The following is a 3,047-nucleotide window of genomic DNA, read 5'->3' as shown; positions in this document are numbered from 1 at the left end:
AGGGGCGAGACGCCGCAGGCGGCTCGATGCGCAGCACGAAAGCCCGGCCCCGTAGGGGAGACGCCCTAGTTGGCTTGATTCTTCGAGATGGCAGTCAAATCGCCAAGATTCGCAAACATCACATCATCAGAAATCTGAAACCCTTGGCGCAACCAAAAACGGGCTGCATCTTTCCCCTGCGGGGTGCCATAAACAAGACAGGATGCCGGGTATATCTCGCTTATCGCTTCACACCCCTGCCGCCACAACGCGGAACCAATGCCTTGGCCTCGGTAACAGGACTCGATGTAGAGGTCAGCGACTTCAACAGGAAGGGGATCACCGGAACACAGGGCAAGAGGGAGGCGTGGATCAGGAGGGGAACTACGAACCAGCGTCAAATAGCCAACTCTAGAACCCCTATGAATGAACCTAAACAGATGAACACGATGCCACCCCGGACCCATGTCGGTTTGAGCCACATCAAGCGCAGCGCGATCCAGAAGCACGACCCGCTGCCGAGAACTTAAACCGTGGAAAAGGCGAGCTAACTGTTTCAAACGCCACATTCAGCAGCACCTCCAACCTTCCCACGCACAGCGGCCCGCAACGACTCCAGCGCATCCAGAAACCGCTCGGCCGCAACGTCAGCCGCCCAAGGCTCCCACGGCCGGCAACCGTAGATGTCAGCCAGCGGATCGACATCGAGGACAGGATGCACGATGCCCAGAACATCGCGGACTTCATGAACCGGCCAGCCAATGCAATGCACAGCCTCGGAAGCGGCCGCCACCGAGTCGGCCCGTTTGTGGACGGCGTGCGCGGCCGGCGACCAGGCGCGCAGCTCGTACCGCTCTGAAACCGCAGCCATCAGGCGAGACGAAACGGCCCGAAAGGAAAGGCCCAGCACGTCCTTCAAAGGGGAAATGCAGTCGAACCCAAGGAAACCTTCCTCGGCGTCGTGCAGAAGCTCCAGGAGCGCGTCAGAGGGCGTCAAAGGGGTGTCACTCCACTGCCGACGCAAAGCGAGCACCAGGAGCGAATGCTGGGCCACAGAGAGGGGCAGGGGCCATGACGATTCCCCACCCCAGCGGTACGTCCTCGCCAAACGCAAAGCAAGGTCACTGTCGAGCCACGCGCTGGGATCGGGGTTGATGAGGTCGAGACGGCGGCCAGAAGGAAGCCGAACCCACGCGCGCGCCGCTGCCGGCGTCATCGGCCGCCTCGCAGGATCATGAAGCCGCCCGAATAGGCGATCTGGAAGCGGTTGAGAACGTCCATCCCCAGCAGCGGAGCGGCAAGACGCTCCAGGACGGCGATAGCCGCACCCTCAACGGCGAAAGGGCCGACGATCACCGTGTTGGCCGCAGTGATGCCACCACGTTCACGGCCTGCGGCCGTGTCAAAGGATGTTGCGCGGCCGGCGCGGATACCAGCATTGCGGGCCAGCTTGACCGGCAGCGTCGTGAATCGCGCTCCGGTGTCCACCATGAAGACCACGGGAAAGCCGTTGACGGCCCCGGCGATGTAGTAGTGGCCGTCCGCAGCGCGCGGGATGGAGTAGTCCCCGTTACCCAGGCGCTGCGCCGGCTTGACCATCACGGGAGAGGCGGCCGCAACGTCGAGCTGGTCGCCAGGGTAGCTCTGGCCATCGTAGATGATGTATTCGCGCTGCTGCGCGTGCGAGGTTCCAATGGCAAGGCAGGCCATCAGGGCCACAAGGGCGCGAGTAGCGTTCATTGCCAACTCCAACGATAGAAGCCAGCTAAGTGCGCGAAAACAGCGGCGTTCGCGGCGCTGGCCAGCCATGTGAAAAACAAAAAGGAAGCCTTCCGCGACTTGTGGCGGAAGGCATGTTGTCCAATCAAGGCACCGGGCCAGCCGCATAGCAGCTCGATCCAGTGCAAAGCCTTTTCAGACCAGCGCCAACGGTCGGCAACGGCCGCCGACTTGTCGAGGCCGTATGCCAGAAAGGCCAAGTTGCTCATGAGCGCATAGGCCCAAGCGTAGTGCGGCCGGATACGCCCGGCGATGCCGGCGACAATCACACCCATAAGGAACACCGCACCCAGCCCGAAAGCGGCCCAGCGATGGGCGATCCAAAAGCGATCCGCCAGTGACAGGCCCGGCGCGTTCATTTCGCCAAAGCAGGATCAGCGGAGAGGCCCAGGGCCACAATCAAGCCAGCGGCCTCCTGCAAGCCCGCAAGGGACGACTGGATGAGTCGCGCCGGCACCAGCTCGGCATCCTCGGTTGTGGCGAGGACGGAGCACTTCTGTTCCGTGGCGCCTTCCTTGCGCGTCAGGTTGACGACATTGCGCTGACGGTAGCGCCACGTCTCGCAGCGCGACATGCATTTGCCGTCCGGGTCGCCGGCCGTGGCCGCGTTCACCGAGTCCTGCGCGCCGGTCGCATTCCCGACATTGGATGCAATCGTGCCGACCAGCATGGCCAGGGGGTTCAGCGACAGCATCACGGAGCCGCCCCGGCCGCTCTTGGTGGCCAAGGGCGCGGGGTTCTCGGCATAGTCGCCCACGCGAAACTCGGCGGTACGCCGGGTCGCGGGGCGCAGTGCCTGGAAGGCACCATCCAGCTCGTACACCACGTCGGCCTGTTCGCGGGTGTCCACCAGCTCGAAGCCGCTGGAGGCCAGCGAGGCCCGCACGGCGGCCGTCAGCCTCGGACTGGCCAGGAATTCGATGAAGACCTTGCGCCCTCGATCAGCAGCCAAGTCGATGTGGCCGGTGATGGCCACCTTGACCTCGGCGGCCGGAGCGGCCGCAACAGCGGCCGGTGCATCAACTGGCACCGCATCAGAACTGGCCAGCGCCGGCAGGGCGCAGCCGGCCGCAGCGGCCAGAAGCAGGTAAAGCGGAAGGTGACGCATGTTTTCTCCTTGTTTTTGTGAAGGGGTTGCTCTTTCGCGGGCGAAAGGCTACAGCTCCCCGAAGCGTTGATTCAGGTAGCGTTGATCCTGAATCCGTGAGCCCAAGAGTGAAAGTGCCTCACCCTGCGGGTGCGTTCGATTTGAGGTAGTTTGGTAAACGCGAGACAGGTGTGGGGCGTTG

5 protein-coding genes are annotated in these 3,047 nt (G+C 63.3%); all 5 read right to left on the bottom strand.

The annotated features are described in order from the left end of the window. Nucleotides 1-65 precede the first annotated feature (65 nt). The 5 genes from L880_RS36845 to L880_RS0125470 all read right to left on the bottom strand — a co-directional run bounded on the left by L880_RS36845 (nt 66) and on the right by L880_RS0125470 (nt 2,866). Nucleotides 66-446: a GNAT family N-acetyltransferase gene (locus L880_RS36845; RefSeq protein ID WP_416351392.1), complete on the bottom strand. Its 381-nt coding sequence runs from the start codon at nt 444-446 to the stop codon at nt 66-68. An 89-nt stretch (nt 447-535) separates the two neighbouring features. Next, complete coding sequence (locus L880_RS0125485; RefSeq protein WP_027478013.1) at nt 536-1,195, bottom strand: phosphohydrolase; 660 nt, start codon at nt 1,193-1,195, stop codon at nt 536-538. Next, the gene (locus tag L880_RS0125480; RefSeq protein ID WP_027478012.1) at nt 1,192-1,719 is read right to left on the bottom strand and encodes a retropepsin-like aspartic protease family protein; all 528 of its coding nucleotides are present in this window, start codon (nt 1,717-1,719) and stop codon (nt 1,192-1,194) included. Before L880_RS0125480 ends, L880_RS0125485 begins: the two co-directional genes overlap by 4 nt. Next, nucleotides 1,716-2,117 (bottom strand): DUF1294 domain-containing protein, encoded by a 402-nt coding sequence (locus L880_RS0125475; RefSeq protein WP_027478011.1) that lies wholly within the window; start codon nt 2,115-2,117, stop codon nt 1,716-1,718. Before L880_RS0125475 ends, L880_RS0125480 begins: the two co-directional genes overlap by 4 nt. Next, complete coding sequence (locus L880_RS0125470; RefSeq protein WP_027478010.1) at nt 2,114-2,866, bottom strand: hypothetical protein; 753 nt, start codon at nt 2,864-2,866, stop codon at nt 2,114-2,116. The genes L880_RS0125475 and L880_RS0125470 overlap by 4 nt, the downstream gene beginning before the upstream one ends. Nucleotides 2,867-3,047: the final 181 nt, after the last annotated feature.

Source organism: Curvibacter gracilis ATCC BAA-807, assembly GCF_000518645.1.
Lineage (GTDB): Bacteria > Pseudomonadota > Gammaproteobacteria > Burkholderiales > Burkholderiaceae_C > Curvibacter > Curvibacter gracilis.
Note: the sequence above shows the minus strand (reverse complement) of the source record. Positions and strands in the feature narration are given on the sequence as shown.

Coding starts and splice junctions, on each gene's coding strand:
- L880_RS0125485 (WP_027478013.1), bottom strand. CDS start 1,195: ATGACGCCGGCAGCGGCGCGCGCGTGGGTTCGGCTTCCTTCTGGCCGC.
- L880_RS0125470 (WP_027478010.1), bottom strand. CDS start 2,866: ATGCGTCACCTTCCGCTTTACCTGCTTCTGGCCGCTGCGGCCGGCTGC.
- L880_RS0125475 (WP_027478011.1), bottom strand. CDS start 2,117: ATGAACGCGCCGGGCCTGTCACTGGCGGATCGCTTTTGGATCGCCCAT.
- L880_RS36845 (WP_416351392.1), bottom strand. CDS start 446: ATGGGTCCGGGGTGGCATCGTGTTCATCTGTTTAGGTTCATTCATAGG.
- L880_RS0125480 (WP_027478012.1), bottom strand. CDS start 1,719: ATGAACGCTACTCGCGCCCTTGTGGCCCTGATGGCCTGCCTTGCCATT.